The sequence below is a fragment of the Pseudomonas sp. 51_B genome, assembly GCF_017491595.1.
In the GTDB taxonomy this organism is placed as follows: domain Bacteria; phylum Pseudomonadota; class Gammaproteobacteria; order Pseudomonadales; family Pseudomonadaceae; genus Aquipseudomonas; species Aquipseudomonas promysalinigenes.
Genome location: NZ_JAFGYW010000098.1, coordinates 1 through 627, shown reverse-complemented (window position 1 = coordinate 627; position 627 = coordinate 1). Strand labels below are relative to the sequence as shown.

The window sequence follows — 627 nt, the reverse complement described above, 5'->3', positions numbered from 1 at the left end:
AAGCACTGGACGTGCGCCTGGTCGACGCCGCTGGCAACACCTCGGCGCCGCTGCAATTCGACGCTCCGGATATCACTGCACCTGCCGCCGTCACCAACCTGGCGGTAGGGCCGGACGGGCTGCAATTAGCCGGCCGTGGCGAAGCCGGGGCCACGGTGCAAGTGCGCGATGCCGATGGCAACCTGCTGGGCAGTGCAATAGTCAGCGCCAACGGCACCTTCATCGTCGACCTGGCCCCCGCCGTGGCACCGGGCGCGCAACTGAGCGTGGTGCAAACCGATGCTGCCGGCAATGCATCGCCCGTCGTCGACTACGATGTGCCCCTGTCCGGCGTCCCAACCAGCCCAACCGACCTGAATATCGCAGCCGATGGCACCAGCATCAGTGGCAGCGCCCAGCCCGGCACGCGGGTGGAGGTGCGTGGCGCCGACGGCACGCTGCTGGGCAGCGTGGTGGTAGGAGCCGAAGGCACCTTCACCGTGCCACTGAACCCGGCGCAGGCCAACGGCCAGCTGCTGGACGTCACCGCCGTCGACAGCCTCGGCACATCGTCGCTGCCCACGCAGATCGGCGCACCCGACATCACCGCCCCCACAGCGCCAAGCGAGCTTGAGGTCAGCGCAGACG

General features: G+C 68.9%; 1 protein-coding gene. It reads left to right on the top strand.

The genetic code is table 11. The features are described 5' to 3' along the window. On the top strand, nucleotides 1-627 hold a 627-nt coding region (locus J5M56_RS23825), incomplete at both ends, for an Ig-like domain-containing protein (protein WP_207937923.1).